The following is a 23332-nucleotide window of genomic DNA, read 5'->3' on the forward strand; positions in this document are numbered from 1 at the left end:
GGTAGGCAAAAAAACCAAAATAAAACCCTACTGATCCAAATTTGGACAGAAGGGTTGCGTAAGCGTTTGATTTTGCTTCCTCCGTCCCTGTCTAAATAGATCAAGGCAGATTTCTTATATAATTCATTTGCCAAACAGGTGCAGCTCTAAAATTGATACCGCCCTATGCGTACACTATATCAAAACTGTAAGAACCTGTATAGTTTTAATTCTTAACTTCAATATCTGCGGAATAAATACCACGGACCGTGCCATCTGCAAGTCGTAGTTCCAGCATGCCATCATGGGAAATACCCAGTGCAATACCTTCAACTGTTTCATGGACCATACTCGCTTTGATTTTCTTACCCGTTATCGCAGCATAGCTCTCCCATAAAATTTTAATCGGCGCAAATCCTTTTTCAACATATAAGTCTGTATATTGCTCAAGATACTTAAGAATGGCTGCCACTAATTGTGCACGGTCAATCATTTCCCCTTTTTCAATACGTAATGAAGTCGCAATCATTTGCAGTTCTTCAGGAAAATCAGACTGTTGCTGGTTAGCGTTAATACCCATTCCTAAAATAATTGCTTTGACACGGTCGGGATCTGACTGAAGCTCTGTCAGAATACCTGTGACTTTTTTGCCATTGATTAAAATATCGTTCGGCCACTTAATAACTGGTTGAATATCCGCTACTTCTTCAATTGCACGAACAATTGCGACCGCTGCAACCAATGTCAGTTGCGGCGCATATTGAGGCGCCAAGTCAGGGCGAATGATCAAACTCATCCAAACACCTCGATTGGCCTTAGATGTCCATGGTCTCGCTAAACGTCCTTTACCAGCTGTCTGTTCTTCCGCAATAATCAATGTGCCATCTTCCGCACCATTTTGCGCATCTTCATGAGCTATTGTCTGCGTAGTGGGCACAGTTGTGAAATATTTAATAGTCCGACCATAGCGTTCTGTCGTTAAATACTCGGTGATGTTCCCTTTGTTGACCAAATCGGGTGCTTCGATTAAATAATAGCCTTTTTTACGCTGTGACCCGATTTCATAGCCCTCTTCTTCAAGTTCTTTAATATATTTCCAGATTGCAGTGCGCGAAAGACCGAATTCATCGGCAATATCTTGACCCGATATCGGCTCGCCTTGTGCGGCAAATAATCGTTTCAATAATTCACTTTTCACGGGAGATTTCATTGATAAACCATTCCTTTATCGCCAGTGCGTCATTTTTAATGTGTCCGTAGACAACTGCTCGTTCAATTTTCATGATCCAATCACTTGTCCATTTGCCAGCACTTTTTCCTGACCATTTTAACAAATCCTTGCCAGTGAAAGACAGGTCTGTGCGTTGCAGAATCGGTAATTGTTTTTTATACTGTTCAATTTGCTCTTTGCTTGTATCATAATCTTCATGATTTGCGTTAAAGATTTTCCCCACTACTTCTAGTATGTCAGTTGGATAAATATAGAAATCCCACGAATCAAACGCTCGATGCTTGCGTATAGCATATGCTTCTTCACATTGTTTCAAGAAGCGTTTTTCCTCATTAGATAATTTGAAGAGCCGAGCCAGTTCTGTTGCGGGTGTGTCCGTTATTACAAGCATTGCAGCAAAGCCATGGCGCGCGTGAAGAAATGGTGTATAGCGATCTAGCGATTCAAACGCTGCAAATAACTCAGGAAACTGTTCGGGCAATTTAATTTCACGTCCGTAATGAAAAGCTCGTGAAGGGTTCTGTCCTTGAAACAGTTTATCCATCTCTGTTTTGATCCGTTCAATCGCCACATGATGCAATGAAGGAAGCAGCGTCCTCATCGAATGCAATGTTTCCATTTCTATATCAAAATCCAAGACAGATGAAAAGCGCAAGGCACGGAAAATTCGTAACGGATCTTCTTGAAAGCGTTCTTCAGGCTTCCCAACAGCACGGATGACTTTTCGCTGTATATCCTCGAGTCCATCAAATAAATCAATGAGTTCCCCGTCTACCGTCATAGCGAGTGCATTGATCGTAAAGTCACGGTGTTGCAAATCTTCTCGTAATGATGCTACATAGACTGGATAACAAGCATCGCTAGTTGTAGCTTCTGTACGGTATGTCGTCACTTCAATCGGCTCTCCATGCATCAGCACAAGGATCGTACCGTGTTCAATACCAACATCAATTGTCCGTCTAAACACTTCTTTGACTTGAGACGGTGTTGCGGAAGTTGTAATGTCAATATCTAGCGGCTTTTTACCAAGCTCGGCATCACGAACTGCACCGCCGACAAAGACGGCTTCATAACCCGCTGCTTGCAATTCCCTAACTACTTGCCGACTTGCTGCTGAACCGAAAGAAGTTGTCATTTCATCGCCGCCACTTCATAATATAATTCTTCATATTGCGCTACAATCGATTCGGAACTGAATTCTTCCTGTACGGTACGTATAGCATTGCTTTTCATGTGTTGATGCAAATCGGGATCACTTAGTAACTGTGTCACATGATCGGCGACGGCTTGTACATCACCTAGTTCTACTAAAAATCCATTAACGCCGTCTTGAACAACTTCTGGAATTCCACCGATCGCATTTGCTATAGCTGGCACACCACAAGCAAAAGCTTCAAGCAGCACGAGACCGAATGCTTCTTTCTCGGAAAGTAACAACATCACATCACTGATTGATAATAATTCGGGCAGATCGTTACGCTTTCCTAAGAAGTAAATATCTTCTTGCAACCCGTGAGTAGTAACAAACTCTTCCAAAGCGAATTTTTCTGGGCCTTCACCAACTAATAATAATTTCGCTTTATGCTGCTTATTAATCAATCGGAAGCTTTCGATAATATCGGGAATACGCTTCACTTTACGGAAATTAGATATATGGATTAGGACTTTTTCATCCGACGCAATGCCAAGTTCTTCCCGAAGATGTCCCACTTCACGTGGATAATACTTTTCTTCATCAATGAAATTATAAATTGTTCGAATTTCTGTCGTCGGTTGCAACAACTCGATCGTTTCATTGCGTAATGAACGGGATACAGCTGTCACACGATCGGACTTATTGATACCGTAAGACAAAGTATTTTTTAATGCAGGGTCGTGACCAAGAATTGTCACATCGGTGCCATGTAGGGTCGTGATGATGCCAATAGATGATTGCGCCATATCTTTCGCCAAAATAGCGGAGATTGCGTGTGGCACGGCGTAGTGAACGTGTAGCAAATCCAGCTGTTCTGATTCGATGACTTGCGCTATGCGATTGGCAAGGGCAATGTCGTACGGCGGATACTTAAAAACTGCATACCCTTCAATCGTCACTTCATGAAACTGGATATTCGGGTGGATATCTAAAAATCGAAAAGGTCTACTCGATGTAATATAGTGCATCTCATGACCTTTGGCCGCCATTTTAAGTCCTAACTCCGTCGCTACTACACCTGAACCTCCAAGCGATGGGTAACAAATGACACCTACTTTTAATTTTCTTTGTTGCATATGTTAACCGCCTCACTGCAAAAGTTTAATCTATAATATTTTCAAGCCCGTAAATAAATCGCGGAGTAGAAACAGATTCACGAATCGATAGTAATATACCCGGCATAAAGGACTTCCGGTCGAATGAATCGTGACGGATCTTGAGCAACTCCCCCTCACCACCAAGTAGTACTTCCTGATGTGCGAGTAATCCAGGTAAACGAATACTGTGAATCTTCATTCCTTCTATATCTGCACCGCGTGCACCTTTAAGCTTCTCTTGTTCTTCTGGGTGACCTTGGATGTGAGCTGCACGTACTTCACGGATCATCTCAGCCGTTTTAACAGCTGTTCCGGACGGTGCATCCAATTTCCGATCATGGTGCATTTCAAGTATTTCAACGTCTCCCAAGTAACGAGCGGCTTGTTGAGCAAATTTCATCATGAGGACAGCGCCAATCGAAAAATTTGGTGCAATGATACAGCTTTTTTGCTGTTCATTGGAAAGGTTCTCTAAATCTGTGAGCATTTCGGGAGTCAAACCAGATGTCCCGATTACTACATCCATGCCTAGTGACAAGGCTTGACTTGCGTTAGCAAATACTGCATCGGGGTCCGTGACATCGAGTAATACATCAGGATGGTGTGCGGCATGCAACGCTTCAAGCGATGTATAAATCGGTATTCCGTCCTTGGTATCAGTTACTGTTCCATTATGTAAATATTCCCCGTCATGTTTATAATCAAGTACCGCCACGATTTCAATATCTGCAGCTTCCGTTCCTGCTACTATAGCAGTCCCACCCATTCTTCCACGTGCACCTGCTATCGCTAATTTAATCATCATTCTTTTCCTCCTTTTTTGTCCAGCGGTCTTTATCTCTTGTATTGAACTTTGTCAATACGGTATCAAGCGCTTCAGATAAATCGATTTGTTGTGAGTTAGCAAAACAAATTAAGACGAATAATAAATCGCCTGTTTCTTCCTCCAACGTTCGGACGGCTTCAGTAGATTTTTTCTTCTTCATACCGTAGCGATCCTGTACTTCACGGGATAATTCCCCTAACTCTTCTGTCAGCCGTGCGATGAGTTCCATCGGGGGAAAGTATCCTTCTTTAAAACCGGTTATGTATGTATCAACATCTTGTTGTAATTGTTCCATCGTTTTAGTCATCACAATCACTCCCCTTCCTATCGTATGCATTCTTCCGGCTATTGTCAAAATATAATATTTAGCACATACTATGTATATTGCACGTTTTATCGAATGATAATAAGCGCGTACATAGGACAAGAGCTCGATTACATAAAAAACCGATTAGTAGGGGGAGTGTTGTGTTTGTTCGCTGGAATTCGCATACGGAATATTTTAATGATTATTTTAGGTGCAGCGCTATTTAGTTTTGGACTTGTGAACTTTACGATTCAGCATGAACTGGCAGAAGGTGGATTTACGGGAATTACGTTAATCCTGCTGTTTGCTTTCAATTGGGACCCTGCTTTGATGAATTTATTGCTGAATATCCCTATGTTTTTAATAGGCTGGAAAATGCTTGGCAGACGTTCTTTCATCTATACCATCATCGGTACAGTGGCAGTGTCGGTTTTCATTAAAGTGTTTATGAAGTATCAAGTGAATATTCATATGGAAGGCGATTTGTTCCTAGTCGCGCTCTTTGCTGGCGTCTTCATCGGTGTGGGACTAGGTGTTATATTTAGAAGCGGTGGGACAACAGGCGGCTCCGATATCATAGCGAGACTCGTGCATAAGAAATATGGAATTACGATGGGCAAAACGATGTTTGTTTTTGACGCCGCTATCATTTTATTATCTTGGGCTGTCTATTTAGATTATCGCTCAATGATGTATACATTGGTTGCGCTCTTCGTTGGAGCACGCGTCATTGATTTCGTTCAAGAAGGGGCGTACTCTGCGAGAGGTGCATTCATTGTAACGAACTTCCCGGATGAGATCGCCAGTAAAATATCAGATTCCATGGAGAGAGGCGTAACCGTGTTCAAAGGTTATGGCCATTTTTCAAAAGAAAATCGTGAAATCCTCTATTGCGTAGTCGGTAAAAATGAAATGATTCGATTAAAAAATCTCATCACTTCTGTAGATCCCGAAGCATTCGTCTCCATGATGGAAGTACATGATGTAATGGGGGAAGGATTTACATTGGATGAACAAAAACGGCCAATCGGTGATTAAAAAAATCCTTCTGCTATTTTAGCAGAAGGATTTTCCCTATTTATTAGTCGCGGTTTAAAAAGATTGAAATCAAACGCACTAGCTCAAGTACAGCTACTGCAGTTGCAGCAACATATGTCATAGCGGCCGCACTCAATACTTTTTTCGCCTGTGGTTCTTCATCATTACGGATGATACCAAGTTGAACGATTTGATCCATCGCACGTGATGATGCATTAAATTCTACTGGCAATGTAACAATTTGGAATAGTACTCCAACTGCCATCAACAAGATTCCGATACCTAGCAAAGAATTCATGCTAGAGAAGATAATCCCGATCATGATAAATACCCATGATGCGTTAGAAGTTATACTTGCGACGGGCGCCAATCTGTGGCGGAAACGCAAGAATGAATAAGCTTCTTTGTCTTGAATAGCGTGGCCAACTTCGTGCGCCGCTACCGCAGTACCTGCTACAGATGATTCATGATAGTTACTTGTGGACAATGCCACAATCTTGGTCAATGGATTATAGTGATCCGTTAAGAAGCCTTGGCTTTCCACTACTTTTACATCATGTAAACCATTTTGATCTAAAATGAGCCTCGCTACTTGAGCACCTGTCATTCCAGAAGTCGAACGAATCTTTGAATACTTTTTATATGTGCTTTTCACTTTAAATTGCGCATAGATAGGAAGCAATAAAATGATACCAAAGTAAATCCAGAACACGTCTAGTTCTCCCCTTTCTCTCTATCCTTAATTTTATAATGTTTACTGTCTTACTGCAACTATTTACTACGCTTTCATCATCTGTAAATCCCGTCTTGACTTATAATTCCACATTGCAATAGCAATACAAGCCATAGATAACCAAAATGTGAAATAGCCAATTTGAGGGCTAAATTGCGTAAGGTCATGGTAAATCGGCATTTGTCCGAAAATATAGTCGATGACGTCATTATGAAGTGTCCAAATTGCGGCAATTGCAATATGCCAAGCTGTGAACTTATATTTTGGCAAGTACAAGATTCCTTGCAATGCCATCGCGAAATGCGAGCCTATCAACATCCAGCCTACCCAACCAATTGAACCCGTTACAACGAGAGTCAACAAATTCATAACGACTGCCCATAAGCCATACTTTACTAAAGTGATGAGTGCAAGAGCTTCCATCAATTTGAAGTTTCGATTAAGTAGCCAGCCTATTATAGCAATACAAAAGAACAAAGTAGCGGTAGGACTATCCGGTACGAAAATCCAAAATTTCGGTTCCGTGATTTCCAGTTGCCACATATACCAATCATATCCGTAGACGGAACCTAATATATTTATAAAAAGAAGAATCCATAAAAATGATTTATGTGAAAGGATCATCCAAATTTGAGCCCATAACATTCGCAAAAACATCACCACTTCCATCGGAATATACTACTTTTATGTATAGTTTAGTTATAGATAAATATATAGAAAAAAAGAGTCAGTTTCCTGACTCTTTTTTCTTATTTCGTTTCTAGCTCAGCTATAAATTCAGCAAGTACTTGAAGATCTTCATCTGAACCTTCCCATGTACCAGCAGGCATTGAACCTCGGCCATCATGAGCAATTTCGATGATTTCTTCAGGTGTCATACCTGTGTTAGTTAACGGTAAGCCCAGTCCACCTTGGAAGGAGTCACCGTGACAGCCAATACAGGAAGAGCCCTGATAAATCTCATACCCTTCTGCCGTTTCATCATATTCAACTTCGTCCACAATAGCACCTTGAACTTTTGCTGCTTCCCAGTCGTGGTTTTCGACTGATTCCCAAGTCAAGTAGAAAATAGCTAAGAATGAAAGAATCATGAAGCCTGTTGGCAACGGACGTTTAAACGGACGTCTTTCTTTCGTAGTATCCATGAAAGGAACAAGCATTAATGCCATAAATGCCAAACCAGGAATTACGATCGCACCGATCACGTTATAAGGACCGGAAGCGAATTCATATTTCAATAGCTGATACATGAATAAGAAATACCAGTCTGGTATCGGTATATACATTGTATCCGTCGGGTCCGCTTGACGCTCAAGCGGTGACGGGTGTGCAAGAGTAACGATCAGATAGCCGATTAAGAAAATCGATCCAACCATCCACTCTTTCAATAGAAAGTTTGGCCAGAATGCTTCGGTTTTACCCGGATATTCTGAGTAATCCTTTGGTGTATTCGACATCTTGCCTGAAGCCTTGATGCGCGAATCCCCAACAAATTTCATCCCTTTTCCGCGGTGCATGTTATTCCCTCCTTCTTAAATTTCAGATGACCCTAACCAAAAAATTGGTTCTTATAGTGGTCCGGAAATACCTTGTCTTCTGATCATGATAAAGTGTGCTGCAAGCAACCCAAGCAAAGCAGCCGGTAGGAAAAATACATGAATCGCGAAGAATCTCGTTAACGTCTGTGCACCTAGAATCGTGGAATCACCCGCGAGAAGGATTTTAATCTGTTCTCCGATGAAAGGTACTGACGCGGCAATCTCAATCCCAACTTTTGTTGCAAATAGAGCCTTCATATCCCAAGGTAATAGATATCCTGTGAAACCTAGACCTAGCATGACGCCAAAAATCAGTACGCCGACGATCCAGTTCAATTCACGAGGCTTCTTATAAGACCCTGTAAAGAATACACGCAAAGTATGTAGGAACATCATTACGATAACTAACGAAGCTCCCCAGTGGTGCATCCCTCGCACAAGTTCACCGAATGCAACATCGTTCTGAAGGTAGAAAACTGATTTCCATGCGTTTTCAATATCCGGTGTGTAATACATTGTCAGGAACATACCAGACAAGATTTGGATAACCGTTACGAAAAACGTCAAACCTCCGAAACAATAGATGAATGCAGAAAAATGATGTGCAGGGTTTACGTGCTCAGGTACTTCGTGGTCAGCGATATCTCGCCAAATTGGTGTGATATCTAACCGTTCATCCACCCAATCATAAATTTTATTTAACACTGCGGTCGTACCCCCTTACCCTTTAGACTAATGTGTTCGGTATTACTCCACCAAGATAGACAAATCCGTCGATGACGTCTACTTCAAACTCATCAAGCGGTCCAAGCGGTGGTGTTCCTGGAATGTTATCACCATTTTTCTTATAACGTCCAGCGTGACAAGGGCAGAAAAATTCGTTTTTATGCTCGTCGCCTTCCCAGTTTACTGTACACCCTAAGTGTTTACAGACCGGAGAAAGTGCTATGACTTTGTCGCCTTCTTTGTAGACCCAAGCCGTGTTAGATTCGTCAGAAGTATACCATGCATCTTGTCGATCTTTGATTGTATAGTCTACACGAACCGGTACTTCCGAAAGATCAGCTTCTTTTTGCGGTGTTGGAATCATGTCGGAACCGCCGGCACTGGCCAGAACGGGATCAATTGCGAAACGAATCATCGGCATCAGCATTGCAGAGGCCATGAACCCACCAGTTCCCATTAGTGTATAACTTAGGAACGTGCGTCTTGACACTTTATTGCTCATCAGTAATTTCCCTCCTCTTACTCCAAAGTCAGTCCCACGGACATTCTTTTGCTAATTGTAATACTAGGACATATCTATGATATATCAATATGAAACTAAATTCAATAATGCTTTTAGTAGGTACTTAAGTTTGTGGACAAATATTAAGATTTGGTGACAAACGGCAATCAACCTTTAAATAAGTCTTGATTAGTGCTTGACCCTTTTGAGGACGGTGTTTAGAGTGCGTCTGTATTGATCATGACATTAAATTTGTTTTAGTTCAAGTTCTAAGCCAAAAGTGGTTGCAATCCTAAACCCGGCCTTCATTAATGATAACCTTACTGCACATTCCAACTTTCCATAAAGTGTGTCAGTACTTGCCGTAGCTGGTCTTCCATGATCGTCTGGCGTAGATGGTTGTCCATTGTCTCTAGAGGGATAGACGGAAGCCAGACGACCTTACCTTTCACCGTCACGCTCGTCCACTTAGGATCCGTTGTAAGATAGAAGACATGTGTGAAGGAAGATTTCTTCAAATCCTTTGATAACGTATCCGCCATTTGCTGCAAGTCTGTTGACTGCGTGTATGAGACAGGAGGCAAGAACATCATACGCCCTTTAAATTGCTTCTCGATGAACATTGATAGATTCATCAAAAACTCAGAAGAGGATGCACTGTTTTTCATCGTTTCTGGTCGTGTGTCTATCGCTATTAAAGGTACTACGACAGTATCAATATATTCTTTCTGATTTATATATGTATCCACATCTTTTGGAACCCAGTTCATTGTCATTCCTCCTTGCATTACTCAGTAAAGTTTAGCCTATATTTCCCTTCAACGCAAACCAATGATTTCACCGCAAAGGGCGAAATCATTGGCTAATGTCTTTATCTTTTTTCATCTCATTTAACATAGCTGTCAAGCTAATGAACAGCTCACGGTCTCCGTTGTCGAGCGCTTCATCGATTTTCTTCAGCAACATGTCATTCGTTGTTAAGGTAAAGCTCTCTTCCAACAACTTTTCTGCTATTTGTTGGTCTTTCTTTTTCTTCAGCAGATCTTCAGGCAAGTAAGGATTCTCTTCCGCCACACTCGCATACTCAGGACATTTGTTGCTGTGTTTGAAATTCAGTTGGATGAACATATCTTCGTCAGGATGCAGTCTGAGGTCGTGAAACGACTTTTCTGCATCAGCTGTCATCAAGTTACCCTTGTAAAAGCGAAAAGGGATACTGTCCACCTCTGTTGTAGAAATAATCATAGCGCGCGGACAGTGATGAGCTTCGTTTGTAAAATGAACATTCGTTAATAAATGTTCGTTGCTGAGAAGATAATTTAAAATCCATACACATTCCCGCCGCTTTAATCGATAGCGTTTTAAAAACCACCTCAAGAATTCTTTCTTGGCAGCTACAGGAACCATGGCCTTCATGTTACCCCTCCTCTTCAGATTGCGCGATGTATGCCGTCCATTCTTCTTCATGCGGAGCGATTCTTACTAGCTGCTGAATTACAGATAACGCTTCTTCGCGCTTACCTTCTTCCAGCAAGAATCGTGCATATTGATCTAAGAAAGCAGCATCTTCGTTCATCCCATCATATGCTTTCAAATACATTTCATACGCTTTTTCGTAATCTTCTGTACGTTCATAGGCATATGCAAGAAAAGCATGAAGTAAAGGGATTTCTAATTGATCTACTTCAGAGTACGTCAGTAATTCAATTAACGCTTGGTCTTCTTCCTGATTTTCATAGACCGCAGCAAGCGTAACGAGTGCCTCGATGTATTCAGGATCTAAAACGAGCGCTTCTTTCAAATGCGCTTCTGCTTGTTCTGGCATTTGAAGCTTCAAAGCAGATTTCCCTGCTGCCAGCTGTAATTCTTTATCGAACTCATCACGTTCAATACCTTTTTTGAAAAGCCCTAACGCTTTGTCGTCTTCATTTTGTTGCGCATAGCTTTGACCTGCAAGCATATAAGCAGAGAAATAATCTGGATCCATTTCTATTAACTGCTCAAGTCGTGTGACCGCTTCCGAGTAGCGCCCTGTTTGATAGTATGCCAATCCTAATCCGAACATCTCTTCAGGATTCTCTTCCTTATCAAGTAATGCCTCATAAAAAGGAATAGCTTCCTCATACGCAGCCCCTGCACTGTATGCTTCCGCAAGCCGTGACGACAGACGAACGCCTGCGATCTCTTCAGTTGTCTTGTGAAGCTCCTCGTAAATCCTCACAGCCTCACTGTATCTTCCTGAATCCAAAAGAAGTTCTGCTTGTGCGAGTTGGATTACCGGTTCGTTCGGAGCCAATGTTGCTGCTTCGCGCACTTTAGATAATGCTGTTTCAGCAAGGCCAAGCATTTGATAATAATCCGCTTGAGCAAGCAATGCCTGTACATACTCTTCTTCGTCCGGTGAAATGTCTGTCAGCAATAATAATGCTTCGTCTTCTTCACCAAGTTCAAGTAAGGCCGCGGCGCGATCTATTTTCAACTGCGCTTCATCAGGGAATAGCAGCAACAATTGAGAGAGTATCTCATCGGCTTGTCCGATGAATCCATATTCGATCAATAGATTTGCGACATTGTATAATGCGTCATATTCATTTGAAGCTTGTAGTTTCTGTATTTTATCTTGTAGGGCATCTACATCTCCATCGAGTACTATTTGCTCCAATTCCTGCAATACATTCATTTTTTCACCTGGTCTTTCTATTCTACTTTATTGATTGACTAGCTCTGATAGATCTTCAAAAAAGTGTGGATATGAAATTGCGATACATGAAGGATTATCGATGTGAACTGGACTTGACGTAATCAATCCCGCAATCGCTGCCATCATTCCCAGACGGTGGTCACCGTATGATTGAAGTGTGGCACCCGTAAGTGGTGTCGGCCCGTTAATAATCATGCCGTCTGGCGTGGTCTCGATATCGGCCCCGAGTTTCCGTAATTCCGTAGCGACTGCTTCAATACGGTCAGTCTCTTTCACACGAAGTTCTTCTGCATCCTTAATGATGGTCTTTCCTTCTGCTTGTGTTGCTAATAAAGCAAGGACAGGAAGTTCATCGATTAATCTTGGAATCAAATCACCTCCGATTTCAGTTCCTTGCAGGCGCGAATGCTTTATTCGTACAGTGCCATAACGCTCACCTGAAAATCCTTGTTCATCTGATAATTCGATTTCTACACCCATCGCTTCTAGTACATCCAGTATACCTGTTCGGGTAGGATTCAATCCAACTTTCAGGAACGACACTTCACTGTTTTCAACTAATGCTGTGGCTACCATGAAGAATGCCGCGGAAGAGATATCTCCTGGTACGACAACGTCTGTTCCTGTCAGTTGTTGTCCACCTTCGATCCTTATTACATTATTTTTTTGTTCCAGCTTCGCACCAAATTGTACTAACATACGTTCCGTGTGATCCCGCGATACAGTAATTTCTGTAACAGATGTAGTGCCTTTTGCTTGAAGGCCCGCAAGTAATACAGCGGACTTTACTTGCGCACTAGCTACTGGCATCAAATAGTCGATTGCTTGCAATTCTTTCCCAGTGATTGTAAGTGGTAAATAATCAGTTGATCCTTTGCTAGTGATATCTGCACCCATTTGCTCCAAAGGATTCGTCACACGCTTCATCGGACGCTTGGATAAATATTGATCTCCACACATTTCAGACGTTACGGAAGAACCAGATAAAATGCCTAGCATTAAGCGCGCAGTCGTTCCCGAGTTGCCCGCGTCAAGTGCTACAGTTGGCGTCTGCCAATCCGCTATACCAGGACTTTCAATAGTCACAGCAGTTCCGTTCCGAGTAATCTTTACACCAAGCTGTTTGAACATTTCAATTGTGCTCAGACAATCTTCACCATCCAAAAATCCACTGATCGTTGTTTTGCCTTTTGCAATTGAACCCAACATAACCGCACGGTGGGAAATTGATTTATCTCCAGGTACTTGTAAAGCGCCGCGAAGAACCGGCTTTTCAAATGAAACCGTTTGTTGTTCTGACATTACGCTCTCCCCCTTTTAAAGTACGTGCATAGAATAGTCTGTTTCTGCTGTTAATACTTGACGAGCTTTCTTACGTTCAGCAGCCGATTGGAAGCTGACAACTAAAATACCGTACACGTCTGTACGTGTTTCCACTATACGTATATTGGTCAAACTAATATTGGCTTCTGCAAGAATTTTCGTAATTTCGGAAATGATACCCGGATGATCTGGTATGTCGATGTGTAAATCAAATGTCATGTAGAGCGCACCTTGAACCGCCCCTTCATTTGTTGAAGGAAGTTGATCACGGTACGTTTTTGCTTGCGCAAAGAAATCGAAAATTTGCTCAGGATTGTTGTCTTCCAACATAGCGCGAATTGTATTCATTTCGTCGAGCCAACCGTCTACTTGCGACAATAACTCTTCCCTATTTTGGATGGTAATATCACGCCACATAATAGGGTCTGCGGAAGCGATACGTGTTAAATCGCGGAAACCACCTGCAGCTAATTTTTTCACGAATGGCTGTTGTTCTTCCTGTGCAGCCAAGCGGCCGACTAATGAAGAAGCTACAATATGCGGGAAATGGCTGATGATCGCCGTCATACGATCGTGTTCTTCCGCTTGTAGAACAATCAATTTTGCTTTCGTTGGGGTAAGCAACTTCTCTATATCATCGATTTGTTCCTCAGTCGTTGTGTCATTCGGCGTAAGAATGTAGTATGCGTTCTCAAAAAGATGTTCCATCGCAGCGGATACACCACTTTTATGGGAACCCGCCATTGGATGTCCACCTATGAATGTAATTCCTTTTTCTTGCAAGATCTTTGCAGCATCCATAATCGGTTTTTTCGTACTCCCTGTATCAGAAAGAATTACATGTTCTTTAAAGTCCCAGTCTACCGCTTCTTCAAAAAGGGCAACCGTCGTATTGACAGGCGTCGCAAAAACAACAAAGTCAGCCTGTTCACAGGCTGATTTTGCAGAAGGCGCGACCGTGTCAATGATCCCTCTGCGAAATGCTTCATCAGCAGTTGCATAAGAACGGTCAAAACCTACAATATGAATTTCTGGATTTCGTTTTAATGCTAGACCAAGTGATCCACCGATCAATCCAAGTCCAATTATACTTACCGTCGTTTTCATTGTCATCTATCCTTATTCGTTAGTTAATAGTTGATCGAACGCGTTAAAGAAGCCTGTATTTTGTTCATGCGTTCCAATCGTCACGCGAACAAATCCTGGCGTACCTAGCAGATTTCCACTGCGAACAATATATCCATTTTGCAATAAAATCTCGCATGCAGCATCCGCATCTCCAGGGACAGCGATTAATACAAAATTAGTTGCCGACGGATAGATTGCCAATGCATGTTGTTTCGCATAGTCTGCATAGCGTTTTCGTTCTTCATCATTTTTCGTTACACAATCTTGAAGGAACCGCTGATCAGCAAGAGCCACTTCCGCTACCGCTAATGCGAGTGAGCTGTTGTTGAACGGGTTCCGCACTTTATTGAGCTCCGTTACTACACTTGCGTTAGTGACGCCATAGCCTATGCGAAAACTTGCCAATCCGTACGCTTTGGAGAAAGTACGAAGTACAATTAAGTTGTCATAATCGTGAATCCACGTTATAGCGTCTTGCTGTGTCTGATCCGTAACAAATTCAAAGTATGCTTCATCGAGAACAACAAGTGCCGTTTTTGGTACCCGATCCAAGAATTTTTTAATCGATTCACTCGATAAAAGATTACCTGTTGGATTATTCGGATTACACACCCAGATGACCGCTGTTTCTTCATCAGTAGCTTGTAAAAAGCCTTCTAAATCGTGATCACCATTTTCGAGCATAGCCACTTCACGAATTTCGGCTCCTTCTATTTTTGCATTATGTGCGTATTGCGGGAAAGTTGTAGAAGCCATCACCGTATTCGTACCCGGTTGCAGTAAAGATCTGGAAATAATGGTGACAATTTCGTCAGAACCATTTCCAAAAAGAATTTCATTCGGATCAATTTGATGGAATTCAGCTAGCTTTCCACGTAATCCTGCAGTGTACGCATCTGGATAAATTTCAAATTTAGCAGCCTGTGAATGTAAATATTCCGCGACTTCAGGTGATGAACCATAAGGGTTTTCATTTGAAGCGAGCTTATGTACTTCTTGCAGACCGTATGTACGTTTGACATCCTCTAATGAACGACCGGGTGTATAAGGTTTCATTGTGCGTAAAATTGGTTTCCACTTCATTGGATGGCTCCTCCTTTACTTTCGTTGAGTTATTTTTGTAAATCGGGTCGTAATTGAACTGCGTTATTTTGATAGATATGTTGTATTTCCTCTTGTTTCTTAGAAGTGTTGACGTTCATCATGACCCGTATACACTTACGCATCGAGCCAGGTACATCGATTTCATGTGTACACATGACAGGGACATACGTCCATCCTTTAATTGAGCGGATTGCTTTTGCAGGAAATGCCGCTTTGACATCTACCGTAGTTGAAACAATTACAGAACCGATATCTTCGGGTTTGAATTGATTCGCTTCTGCCATTTCGAGTACAAGTGATTCTGTCGCCAGCAACACTTCTTCCGCGTCATCATTTTCTACTGTAGTCGCGCCTCTAATTCCTCTAACACTCATACGATTCCCTCACTTTCCAACTTTTCTTTGAATTCCTCAAATGCCGTTCGACATTCTTCTGAACTAATTTCTTTCACAAAAGGTTCACCGATTTTTTGTAATAAAACAAAATTCATCTTGCCGAATGAAGCTTTTTTATCCTTCTGCATATAGGATAATAACTCTTCGAAACTATAAGAGAATACCGGCTTAAAGGTATAGTCGTTGTTGTTAGCAAAATGAAGATAGCGATTCGTGAAACCTTCAGGGATATTACCGTATTTCTCACTTAGCAAGAAGGCGTAACCCATACCAATCATGACACACTCCCCATGACTGAGGCTGCCAAATCCAGAAGCCGCTTCCACTGCATGTCCAAATGTATGACCGAAATTCAGAAACTTGCGCGTGGAATTCTCAAACTCATCTTCTCTAACGATATCTGCTTTTACCTTGATCCCTTGAAGTAATTCTCTCTCAAGCCATTCTATAGAAGGTGTAGAAAACTGTTCTTTTTCCAGTAACTGCTCTGTCCATAACGGATCAGAAATAAAGGCATGCTTGACCAATTCTGCCAAGCCTGAACGCATTTCTGATGCAGGCAACGTATTGAATACATCCGTATCAAACAATACAGCTGAAGGTTGATGGAAAGATCCTACCATATTTTTCCCTTCCGGCATATTGATGGCTGTTTTACCACCGACTGCACTATCATGTGCAAGTACAGTGGTCGGACATTGGATGAAGCGAATACCACGCATAAACGTAGCTGCCACAAAACCTGTTAAATCCCCACACGCTCCTCCGCCAAATGCGATCAAGAGTGAATTTCGCGTAAAACCTTCCGTCAGTAAGAAAGACTGACAATCTACGTATACTTCTGGCATTTTACACTTCTCGCCGCCAGGGACGATTTTCACCGATACTTCGTGACCAGAACGTAGTAAAGTTTCTTGCAATAAAGGGAGATGTAATTCTGCCACGCGCGCATCGGCAATAATCCCAATTTTATCTGTCGTACTCAGCAATTCTGCATACTCAGTCTGAAGTAATTCATAGGTGTTCGAACCTACATAGACATCGTATTGGTGATCCCGGACGGAAACAGTTAACTTCTCCATCTTAAAACTCCTTTACATATTGTCTATATTGTTCAATATCCTTCTGTAAACCTTCCATTGTATCCGAACGGAATTCTTCCATAATCGCTTTAGCCATCTCTGTTGCGATGACATGTTCAGCTACAACAGATGCAGCGGGAACCGCACAAGGATCAGAACGCTCAATTGTGGCAACGAAGGATTCCTTTGTATCGATATCTACACTCTCTAGTGGCTTATAAAGCGTCGGAATTGGTTTCATGACACCGCGAACTATGATCGGCATACCTGTCGTCATTCCGCCTTCAAGTCCACCTAAACGATTGGATTTCCGGTAATATCCTAGCTCTTTATTCCAGCTTATTTCATCGTGAACTTCACTGCCTGGCATTTTTGCCATATCAAACCCTAAGCCGATTTCAACACCCTTAAAAGCATTGATGCTCATCATAGCCCCTGCAAGCTTGCCATCCATTTTGCGATCGAATTGCACGTAACTACCAATTCCCGGAGGACATCCTTCAATGATGACTTCCACTACGCCCCCCAGTGTATCACCACGCTTTTTAATATCATCTATAGCTTCCGTCATTTTGACAGATGCCTCTTTATCCGCACAATATACTGCATCCTCTTCTACGATGGCGCGCAGTTCTTCTATGGAAAGATCAGCGTAAGCAGCAGGATCTGTTTCGATGCCACCAATTTCCGTAACATGTGCTACAGTTTCAATCCCAAGCTGACGCAAGAATTGTTTTGCTACCGCTCCGATTGCTACACGCATCGTCGTCTCACGTGCTGATGAACGCTCCAAAACATTTCGCAAGTCACGGTGGCCATATTTCATGCCGCCGACTAGATCTGCATGTCCAGGACGAGGACGAGTGATTTGGCGCTTCACGTCTTCAGGATTCATGTCTTCAGGAAGTGGTTCTACGCCCATGATGCCTGTCCAATGTTTCCAATCATCGTTAACAACCGTCAGCGTTACTGGCGAGCCTATTGTTTTACCATGACGTACACCTGATGAGATTTCTACACGATCCTTCTCTATTTGCATCCTGCGACCTCTACCGTGTCCACCTTGTCTTCTCTTCAATTCTTTATTAATCATCTCAGCAGTTAGTTCCATCTGTGCAGGTAATCCTTCAATGATGGCAGTAAGCTGTGGACCATGGGATTCTCCAGCTGTAATAAAGCGCATATTCCATTCCTCCGTAACGTGGTTTATTGTTTTTTTCTATAAAAGAATGTATCTACTGATTCAAAGTTGTATTTTTCAGGATTGAATATTTGTTCCGTGCTTCCAACGAATAAAATACCACCTGGTTTAAGTGCTTTGGAGAAATTGGTGTAAATCTGATCTTTTGCTTCTTCCGTAAAGTAGATCATCACATTACGGCAGACGATCAAATCGTAGTTCGTATCATAACGATCTTCCAGCAAATTTTGCTGTTTGAATGTAACTGTCTTTTTGATATCTTCTACTACTTGGTAAGAAGCACCTTCTTTTATGAAGAATTTATCTACGATTGGCTTTGGCACTTCTTTTAATGCACGATCATTGTAAAGGCCAACTTTGGCACGATTCAATACGCCCATATCTAGATCCGTTGCATAAATGGAAATATCACGCAATGGAAGGTAGGATGATAGAACCATTGCAAGTGAATAAGGCTCTTCGCCGGTAGAACAAGCTGCGCTCCAAATTTTCAATCGTTTATTTTTCTCCAATAATTGAGGTAAAATTTTCTTCTCTAAGACGTTCCACCGTACGGCGTTGCGGTAAAATTCTGACACATTAATCGTCATGCGGTCCAAGAATTCTTCCAGCAAGTCCTTGTCCGTTTGAATAGCTAGAGAATACTCTTTAAAATTACGAAAGCCTTTCTTTTCATACAGAGAAGTGAGTCTCCTCTTCATCTGGGCTTCTTTATACAAAGACAAATCGATCCCAGTTTTCTTCTTGACCCCTTGAATTAACACCAAATAATCAGACATTTAACAACCCCCTGTTGCCGTTGCTTTCTTATGTACGTTCTTATTATAACGGAAAATGTATGTCGTATGTATAAGAAAAACAGCCATGCGAAATTCGCTCGGCTGTTCTTGGCGATTAATTAATCCAGTTGTTCACTGTTTTGTCATAAGTCACAAGCTCTTCTTCTTTAAAGAATAAGTTAATCTCGCGGCTTGCTGACTCAGTTGAGTCTGAACCATGAATAATATTCTTGCCTACTGTTACAGCAAAATCTCCACGAATAGTTCCGGGAGCTGATTCTTTTGGATTCGTTGCCCCCATCATTAAGCGAGCAGTAGAGATTACGTTCTCGCCTTCCCATACCATTGCGAAAACTGGTCCGGAAGTAATGAAATCAACAAGTTCTCCGAAGAATGGACGTTCTTTATGCTCTCCATAATGTTGTTCAGCAAGTTCTTGAGAAATGTTCATCAATTTCCCGCCAACTAATTGATATCCTTTGTCTTCGAAACGACCAACGATTTCACCTACAAGGTTACGTTGTACGCCGTCAGGCTTTACCATTAAAAATGTTCTTTCCATCTCTAAAACACTCCTTCAATCTTCTATAGGGATTATCCCTTTTAAATCGTAACATTGACGCCTTTTTCTTTCAACTATTAACAAACTTCGTCAATATTTTCGTTGACCGATAAAATCAGCAATTTGAGTCAGTGCTTTCTTCGACTTACCATTCGGCAAACTTTCCAATTCTTTTAGCGCTTTGGATAAGTAGAGATCACTTACATGCTGTGCTTTTTCAATCGCACCACTCTGTCGAATATAGCGAAGCATCGATTGTCTATCCGACTCTTCCATCTGTCCAGTAAAAGCACGTTCCATATAGGGCTTGAATTGTTCATCATCTTTTATGTATAAAACAGGCAATGTAATATGACCATTTAATAAGTCGCTTCCTGCAGGTTTCCCAAGTTCTGCATCTGTTGAAGTGATATCCAAAATATCATCGACGATTTGAAATGCCATTCCAGTGAAATACCCATATCTCTTTAGTTTCTGTACAGTTTGAGCATCTGCATCTGCACTGAGTGCGCCGAGTTCACAACTAGAAGATAGCAGTAAAGCAGTCTTTCGCTTAATACGTTTCAAATAGTCGCGAAAATGTTGATCGGTTTGTTGTTGGAAATCAATCTGGATAATTTCCCCTTTGCATATCTCGAGCATCGTTTCAGCGAGAATCTGATGAACAGGTGCTTTCTCGATAGTACCGATAGATGTCAACGCTCGTGAAAAGATGAAGTCACCTGCATACATTGCCACCCGGTTGTTCCACTTCGCTTTAACGGTTTCTAAACCGCGTCGCATATCAGAATCATCAATTACGTCATCATGGACGAGAGATGCCATGTGGATTAATTCAAGGGACACTGCAATTTTCGCAGCGCTTTCCAGCGAATAAGCTCCAAATTGAGCAGCCATTATAACGAAAATGGGCCGAATCCTTTTTCCACCGGCTTTCAATAAATGCAAGGAAGCTTGACGAACAATGGGAGAAGAGGATTGCACGGAACGCTCAAGCTCTTTTTCAATATAGGACATATCTTTGCGGAAATCCGTATAAAGCGACATCAACTTAATTTTTTCCAACCCCATTACCTTCTCCCGTGTATTCATTATTTATAAGCGATATGGCCTGCCGCCGCACCGCCACTGTAAGACTTGTACGAAACCTCTTGATATCCTGCATCGACGAAAAGCTGTGCTAGCTCTTTCATGCCTGGGAAATCATTTGCTGATTCTTGAAGCCAAGAATATTCTTTATAGCTCTTTGCGAAAAGCTTACCGAATACTGGCATAATATATTTGAAATAAAAGCGAAACCCTTGACGGTATACAGGAATTTTAGGTTGAGATGTTTCTAAACACACTGCCATTCCACCCGGCTTCAACACGCGTCGCATTTCTTTTAATACAGTCAAGTAATCGGGAACATTGCGAAGACCAAACCCGATCGTTACATAATCAAATGAATTGTCCGGATAAGGAAGTGACATTGCGTTACCTTGAACTAACGTAAGGTTCGGGTAAGGGGCTACTTTATCTCTGCCCGAATCCAGCATGTTGGCACTGAAGTCTAAACCGACAACTTCGCCAGTAGGGCCTATAGCTTGAGCCAATGCGACAGTCCAGTCTGCAGTACCACAGCAAACGTCAAGCGCTTTAGCACCAGGCTGTACGTTCATGCGTGCCATGATATCATTCCGCCATTTAATATGTTGATTGAAACTGATCACGGAATTCATTTTATCATAGTCTGTCGAAATTTTTTCAAAGACATTATGAACTTTTTCTTCTTTTGAGACCGCCACAGTTCGTCCCTTCTTTCTTCACTTCAGTTTACTTTCTCATTGATTCGTCATTTTCTGCAACTCTTCTAGTACTTCAGTATGTAAATAAAAGCTGTTATTTAATCTGTTGTTCAGCTGTAGTTGTAATTGATCGATCCACTCTTGTGTATCATTCGTACTCGGCACTAGATGCGGAAATTTCATCCGATTCAAGTCATGCTGTGTGCTGTCGAGCAACCAAACGAGTGGAAAGACTGTTTCTACGATATGTGTGTAGCGACTAAAGCCGAATGCCTCGAAGAATTTCACAATACATGCGCTTTCCACTTCAGCAATCAACTGCAACCGCTCTTCAAGAGTAGGCGGTGGTGCTTGAAACAATGTCGTCTTGCATTCATTAACTCTGCCGATTGCCAATGACAAAGAACGAATGAGATGGAAGTTTGGAATTGACGCCAATAGCTTATAGTGGATACCGCTGAAGTGATCGCCTGCAAGGACCATCAATTGCTGTTCTTTGGAAGAAGCATCCACGACATCGATTTGATCATGGACGTCAAAAGCCGTATGGATGGCACCAATCGCCAACGCCGCGGTTTGCATTTCATCTGTCCACTGCTCTCCGTTAAGCATAGGCAATAGGAGCAACGAAGCTTTTCGCCTGTCAATCGAAGCATGCCCAGCATCTCGTTCGACCACTGGCTGATAAATAGCACGTCGCAAATGGTGTATATAATTGTCGACTTGGTCAGTGAATCCTTTTGTTTCCATCAGTAAGCTCCATTCCCGTAAGGATACGGTCATTCTTTTTCTTCACTGGCAATTACGCCATGTGCTGTATGAATTTCAGCTTCTCCCCGAATCTTAATAGCGGAGGTATGCTCGGTAAACTGCGCGATCATGACTTCTCCTCTATCCAGCTTTTCGGTATGGTGAAACTTGGTGTCATTGCCTCTCGTGAGCCCAATGACATTCACTCCATCTTTTTTCGCTTTGATAATTAGATAATCTGGTTGTGTCATTTTCGCATCTCCAGTCTATATATAATTCTAATGATAGCATATACAGCAAGCGCTCGGCAAAGACCTTAGTGCGTTCTAATGAGAGATAAAATTTCAGCACGTTTCACGTCATCATGTTCATAGATTCCTCTAGCTACAGTCGTGATGGTTTTAGCTCCTGGCTTCTTAATTCCTCTCATCGTCATACACATATGTTCAGCTTCGATAATGATATAGACACCATGGGGATTCAACTTTTCCATCATGGCATCTGCCACACTGGATGTAATGCGTTCTTGCAATTGTGGACGACGTGCTGCTGTTTCAACAGCTCTTGCCAACTTGCTCAAACCTGCAACTACTCCATTACGCGGAATATATGCTACGTGTGCTACACCGAAAAACGGAACTAAGTGATGTTCGCACATGGAATAAAAAGGAATGTCTTTCACCAATACCACTTCATCATGATTCTCATGGAATACTGTATCAAAATACTCTCTTGGGTCTTTATTTAAACCTTCAAATACCTCTTGATACATTTTAGCAACACGTTTTGGCGTCTCAAGTAATCCTTCACGAGTCGGATCTTCACCGATCGCTTCCAGTATCATTGTAACTGCCTGTTCTAATTTATTTATATCTTGCTCTTTCATAACAGCATGTCCTCCTTGTAGGAACTAAACCTATTTCCCCAAAATATTAGCACATTCCATTCATTCCGTATAGTTACTTGTACTTCCTTATGTATACCAATAAAAAAACGGAAAGGAGTCCATCCATGGCCATCTGATGAACAGATTTGCTGGACGGACTCCTATGTAAAATCTCAAATTATTTTACTGCGTCTTTAAGTGCTTTACCTGCTTTGAAAGCTGGAACTTTACTTGCAGCGATTTCGATTTCTTCGCCTGATTGTGGGTTACGTCCTTTACGTGCAGCACGTTCGCGTACTTCGAAGTTTCCGAAACCAATCAATTGAACTTTATCACCGTTAGCAAGAGTCGATTGAATTGTATCGAATACAGCTTCAACAGCTTTAGTTGCGTCTTTTTTTGTTAGACCTGCCGCTTCTGCCACAGAGTTAATTAATTCTGTTTTATTCACACCGTTCACCT

The 23332-nt window shown here is 41.9% G+C and carries 28 protein-coding genes; 1 reads left to right on the plus strand and 27 read right to left on the minus strand.

Translation table 11 applies throughout. The features are described 5' to 3' along the window. Positions 1-205 precede the first annotated feature (205 nt). From CSV70_RS03895 to CSV70_RS03915, 5 genes are read right to left on the minus strand one after another with little or no spacing between them, the layout of a single operon-like run. Positions 206-1189 carry a biotin--[acetyl-CoA-carboxylase] ligase gene (locus CSV70_RS03895; RefSeq protein ID WP_099628146.1) on the minus strand — a complete coding sequence of 328 codons (984 nt, stop codon included), beginning with the start codon at positions 1187-1189 and terminating at the stop codon, positions 206-208. After that, entirely contained in the window at positions 1167-2345 is a 1179-nt protein-coding gene (locus tag CSV70_RS03900; RefSeq protein ID WP_099660780.1) for a CCA tRNA nucleotidyltransferase, read from the minus strand. Before CSV70_RS03900 ends, CSV70_RS03895 begins: the two co-directional genes overlap by 23 nt. Continuing rightward, a complete protein-coding gene (gene bshA, locus CSV70_RS03905) occupies positions 2342-3481 on the minus strand; it encodes an N-acetyl-alpha-D-glucosaminyl L-malate synthase BshA (protein ID WP_099660781.1) in 1140 nt (379 codons plus the stop codon). Before bshA ends, CSV70_RS03900 begins: the two co-directional genes overlap by 4 nt. A 25-nt stretch (positions 3482-3506) precedes the next feature. Then, entirely contained in the window at positions 3507-4307 is an 801-nt protein-coding gene (dapB, locus tag CSV70_RS03910) for a 4-hydroxy-tetrahydrodipicolinate reductase (RefSeq protein WP_099626431.1), read from the minus strand. After that, positions 4297-4635 (minus strand): nucleotide pyrophosphohydrolase, encoded by a 339-nt coding sequence (locus CSV70_RS03915; protein WP_085133405.1) that lies wholly within the window; start codon positions 4633-4635, stop codon positions 4297-4299. The genes dapB and CSV70_RS03915 overlap by 11 nt, the downstream gene beginning before the upstream one ends. A gap of 198 nt (positions 4636-4833) precedes the next feature. Between CSV70_RS03915 and CSV70_RS03920 the strand changes: the two genes are divergently transcribed. Continuing rightward, positions 4834-5673 carry a YitT family protein gene (locus tag CSV70_RS03920; protein WP_369802565.1) on the plus strand — a complete coding sequence of 280 codons (840 nt, stop codon included), beginning with the start codon at positions 4834-4836 and terminating at the stop codon, positions 5671-5673. Positions 5674-5716: 43 nt separating this feature from the next. On the opposite strand, the gene CSV70_RS03925 is transcribed toward CSV70_RS03920, so the two are convergent. From CSV70_RS03925 to CSV70_RS04030, 22 genes are all read right to left on the minus strand, one after another. Continuing rightward, the gene (locus tag CSV70_RS03925; protein ID WP_085133403.1) at positions 5717-6385 is read right to left on the minus strand and encodes a zinc metallopeptidase; all 669 of its coding nucleotides are present in this window, start codon (positions 6383-6385) and stop codon (positions 5717-5719) included. A 66-nt stretch (positions 6386-6451) separates the two neighbouring features. Then, entirely contained in the window at positions 6452-7063 is a 612-nt protein-coding gene (lhaT, locus tag CSV70_RS03930; protein WP_199171591.1) for a lipoprotein heptaprenylglyceryl N-acetyltransferase LhaT, read from the minus strand. 92 nt (positions 7064-7155) lie between these two features. Next, positions 7156-7923, minus strand: coding sequence for a menaquinol-cytochrome c reductase cytochrome b/c subunit (locus CSV70_RS03935; protein ID WP_085133402.1), 768 nt, complete (start codon positions 7921-7923; stop codon positions 7156-7158). A gap of 51 nt (positions 7924-7974) precedes the next feature. Then, positions 7975-8649 (minus strand): menaquinol-cytochrome c reductase cytochrome b subunit, encoded by a 675-nt coding sequence (qcrB, locus tag CSV70_RS03940; RefSeq protein ID WP_029053030.1) that lies wholly within the window; start codon positions 8647-8649, stop codon positions 7975-7977. A gap of 22 nt (positions 8650-8671) precedes the next feature. Further along, positions 8672-9175 (minus strand): QcrA and Rieske domain-containing protein, encoded by a 504-nt coding sequence (locus tag CSV70_RS03945; RefSeq protein ID WP_085133401.1) that lies wholly within the window; start codon positions 9173-9175, stop codon positions 8672-8674. Between the two features lie 317 nt (positions 9176-9492). Further along, a complete protein-coding gene (locus tag CSV70_RS03950) occupies positions 9493-9942 on the minus strand; it encodes a DUF2487 family protein (RefSeq protein WP_158232264.1) in 450 nt (149 codons plus the stop codon). An 85-nt stretch (positions 9943-10027) separates the two neighbouring features. Continuing rightward, positions 10028-10588: a ReoY family proteolytic degradation factor gene (locus CSV70_RS03955; RefSeq protein WP_085133399.1), complete on the minus strand. Its 561-nt coding sequence runs from the start codon at positions 10586-10588 to the stop codon at positions 10028-10030. Position 10589: 1 nt separating this feature from the next. After that, a complete protein-coding gene (locus CSV70_RS03960) occupies positions 10590-11852 on the minus strand; it encodes a tetratricopeptide repeat protein (protein WP_099628144.1) in 1263 nt (420 codons plus the stop codon). A 27-nt stretch (positions 11853-11879) separates the two neighbouring features. Then, complete coding sequence (gene aroA, locus CSV70_RS03965; protein WP_085133397.1) at positions 11880-13175, minus strand: 3-phosphoshikimate 1-carboxyvinyltransferase; 1296 nt, start codon at positions 13173-13175, stop codon at positions 11880-11882. Between the two features lie 15 nt (positions 13176-13190). Further along, complete coding sequence (locus tag CSV70_RS03970; RefSeq protein WP_085133396.1) at positions 13191-14303, minus strand: prephenate dehydrogenase; 1113 nt, start codon at positions 14301-14303, stop codon at positions 13191-13193. A gap of 12 nt (positions 14304-14315) precedes the next feature. After that, positions 14316-15407 (minus strand): histidinol-phosphate transaminase, encoded by a 1092-nt coding sequence (gene hisC, locus CSV70_RS03975; RefSeq protein WP_099628143.1) that lies wholly within the window; start codon positions 15405-15407, stop codon positions 14316-14318. Positions 15408-15436: 29 nt separating this feature from the next. Further along, positions 15437-15802 (minus strand): chorismate mutase, encoded by a 366-nt coding sequence (aroH, locus tag CSV70_RS03980; RefSeq protein WP_085133394.1) that lies wholly within the window; start codon positions 15800-15802, stop codon positions 15437-15439. Beyond that, the gene (aroB, locus tag CSV70_RS03985) at positions 15799-16905 is read right to left on the minus strand and encodes a 3-dehydroquinate synthase (protein WP_099628142.1); all 1107 of its coding nucleotides are present in this window, start codon (positions 16903-16905) and stop codon (positions 15799-15801) included. Before aroB ends, aroH begins: the two co-directional genes overlap by 4 nt. Before the next feature lies 1 nt (position 16906). Next, positions 16907-18088 (minus strand): chorismate synthase, encoded by a 1182-nt coding sequence (gene aroC, locus CSV70_RS03990; RefSeq protein WP_085133392.1) that lies wholly within the window; start codon positions 18086-18088, stop codon positions 16907-16909. 23 nt (positions 18089-18111) lie between these two features. Beyond that, complete coding sequence (locus tag CSV70_RS03995; RefSeq protein WP_085133391.1) at positions 18112-18885, minus strand: CheR family methyltransferase; 774 nt, start codon at positions 18883-18885, stop codon at positions 18112-18114. A 115-nt stretch (positions 18886-19000) separates the two neighbouring features. Next, positions 19001-19447 carry a nucleoside-diphosphate kinase gene (gene ndk, locus CSV70_RS04000; protein WP_085133390.1) on the minus strand — a complete coding sequence of 149 codons (447 nt, stop codon included), beginning with the start codon at positions 19445-19447 and terminating at the stop codon, positions 19001-19003. Between the two features lie 90 nt (positions 19448-19537). Continuing rightward, positions 19538-20512, minus strand: coding sequence for a polyprenyl synthetase family protein (locus CSV70_RS04005; protein ID WP_085133698.1), 975 nt, complete (start codon positions 20510-20512; stop codon positions 19538-19540). 26 nt (positions 20513-20538) lie between these two features. Then, on the minus strand, positions 20539-21234 hold the full coding sequence (locus tag CSV70_RS04010; RefSeq protein ID WP_085133389.1) for a demethylmenaquinone methyltransferase: 696 nt from the start codon (positions 21232-21234) through the stop codon (positions 20539-20541). A gap of 36 nt (positions 21235-21270) precedes the next feature. Further along, positions 21271-21984, minus strand: coding sequence for a heptaprenyl diphosphate synthase component 1 (locus tag CSV70_RS04015; protein ID WP_158232263.1), 714 nt, complete (start codon positions 21982-21984; stop codon positions 21271-21273). Positions 21985-22013: 29 nt separating this feature from the next. Then, the gene (mtrB, locus tag CSV70_RS04020; protein ID WP_029053045.1) at positions 22014-22235 is read right to left on the minus strand and encodes a trp RNA-binding attenuation protein MtrB; all 222 of its coding nucleotides are present in this window, start codon (positions 22233-22235) and stop codon (positions 22014-22016) included. A gap of 65 nt (positions 22236-22300) precedes the next feature. Next, positions 22301-22870 carry a GTP cyclohydrolase I FolE gene (gene folE, locus CSV70_RS04025; RefSeq protein ID WP_085133387.1) on the minus strand — a complete coding sequence of 190 codons (570 nt, stop codon included), beginning with the start codon at positions 22868-22870 and terminating at the stop codon, positions 22301-22303. 178 nt (positions 22871-23048) lie between these two features. Beyond that, positions 23049-23321, minus strand: a complete 273-nt coding sequence (locus CSV70_RS04030; RefSeq protein ID WP_037561579.1) for an HU family DNA-binding protein — start codon at positions 23319-23321, stop codon at positions 23049-23051. Positions 23322-23332: the final 11 nt, after the last annotated feature.

This window comes from Sporosarcina sp. P25 (genome assembly GCF_002743235.1).
In the GTDB taxonomy this organism is placed as follows: Bacteria; Bacillota; Bacilli; order Bacillales_A; family Planococcaceae; genus Sporosarcina; species Sporosarcina ureae_B.

Coding starts and splice junctions, on each gene's coding strand:
- CSV70_RS03895 (WP_099628146.1), bottom strand. CDS start 1,189: ATGAAATCTCCCGTGAAAAGTGAATTATTGAAACGATTATTTGCCGCA.
- CSV70_RS03900 (WP_099660780.1), bottom strand. CDS start 2,345: ATGACAACTTCTTTCGGTTCAGCAGCAAGTCGGCAAGTAGTTAGGGAA.
- bshA (WP_099660781.1), bottom strand. CDS start 3,481: ATGCAACAAAGAAAATTAAAAGTAGGTGTCATTTGTTACCCATCGCTT.
- dapB (WP_099626431.1), bottom strand. CDS start 4,307: ATGATGATTAAATTAGCGATAGCAGGTGCACGTGGAAGAATGGGTGGG.
- CSV70_RS03915 (WP_085133405.1), bottom strand. CDS start 4,635: ATGACTAAAACGATGGAACAATTACAACAAGATGTTGATACATACATA.
- CSV70_RS03920 (WP_369802565.1), top strand. CDS start 4,834: ATGATTATTTTAGGTGCAGCGCTATTTAGTTTTGGACTTGTGAACTTT.
- lhaT (WP_199171591.1), bottom strand. CDS start 7,063: ATGTTTTTGCGAATGTTATGGGCTCAAATTTGGATGATCCTTTCACAT.
- CSV70_RS03935 (WP_085133402.1), bottom strand. CDS start 7,923: ATGCACCGCGGAAAAGGGATGAAATTTGTTGGGGATTCGCGCATCAAG.
- CSV70_RS03950 (WP_158232264.1), bottom strand. CDS start 9,942: ATGAACTGGGTTCCAAAAGATGTGGATACATATATAAATCAGAAAGAA.
- CSV70_RS03955 (WP_085133399.1), bottom strand. CDS start 10,588: ATGAAGGCCATGGTTCCTGTAGCTGCCAAGAAAGAATTCTTGAGGTGG.
- CSV70_RS03960 (WP_099628144.1), bottom strand. CDS start 11,852: ATGAATGTATTGCAGGAATTGGAGCAAATAGTACTCGATGGAGATGTA.
- aroA (WP_085133397.1), bottom strand. CDS start 13,175: ATGTCAGAACAACAAACGGTTTCATTTGAAAAGCCGGTTCTTCGCGGC.
- CSV70_RS03970 (WP_085133396.1), bottom strand. CDS start 14,303: ATGAAAACGACGGTAAGTATAATTGGACTTGGATTGATCGGTGGATCA.
- hisC (WP_099628143.1), bottom strand. CDS start 15,407: ATGAAGTGGAAACCAATTTTACGCACAATGAAACCTTATACACCCGGT.
- aroH (WP_085133394.1), bottom strand. CDS start 15,802: ATGAGTGTTAGAGGAATTAGAGGCGCGACTACAGTAGAAAATGATGAC.
- aroB (WP_099628142.1), bottom strand. CDS start 16,905: ATGGAGAAGTTAACTGTTTCCGTCCGGGATCACCAATACGATGTCTAT.
- aroC (WP_085133392.1), bottom strand. CDS start 18,088: ATGCGCTTTATTACAGCTGGAGAATCCCATGGTCCACAGCTTACTGCC.
- CSV70_RS03995 (WP_085133391.1), bottom strand. CDS start 18,885: ATGTCTGATTATTTGGTGTTAATTCAAGGGGTCAAGAAGAAAACTGGG.
- ndk (WP_085133390.1), bottom strand. CDS start 19,447: ATGGAAAGAACATTTTTAATGGTAAAGCCTGACGGCGTACAACGTAAC.
- CSV70_RS04015 (WP_158232263.1), bottom strand. CDS start 21,984: ATGGAAACAAAAGGATTCACTGACCAAGTCGACAATTATATACACCAT.
- mtrB (WP_029053045.1), bottom strand. CDS start 22,235: ATGACACAACCAGATTATCTAATTATCAAAGCGAAAAAAGATGGAGTG.
- folE (WP_085133387.1), bottom strand. CDS start 22,870: ATGAAAGAGCAAGATATAAATAAATTAGAACAGGCAGTTACAATGATA.